Consider the following 273-nt stretch of genomic DNA (forward strand, 5'->3'; position numbering starts at 1 on the left):
GACGGTCTGCGCGCCGCCATCGATTTCGCGGGTCACGGCAACGCTGTCGCCGGACACTTCGACTTTCGACGCGAAAGTGCCCTGACCGTAGCCGCTCAAGGCGGCAAGCATCTGGCCAGTCTGGTTGTTGTCGCTGTCGATGGCTTGTTTGCCCAGGATCACCAGCTGCGGCTGTTCCTTGTCGACAACGGCCTTCAACAGCTTGGCAACGGCCAGGGAGGTCAGATCTTCGGCGGATTCGACGAGGATGGCGCGGTCGGCACCCAGAGCCAA

Annotated in this window: 1 pseudogene; it reads right to left on the minus strand. The window is 62.6% G+C overall.

Annotated features, from left to right (window positions below):
- A pseudogene (locus ACM6IM_RS08645) lies at positions 1-273 on the minus strand (electron transfer flavoprotein subunit beta/FixA family protein); the annotation flags it as partial.

Origin of the sequence: Pseudomonas sp. IT-P12, assembly GCF_949767465.1 — a bacterium.
Lineage (GTDB): Bacteria > Pseudomonadota > Gammaproteobacteria > Pseudomonadales > Pseudomonadaceae > Aquipseudomonas.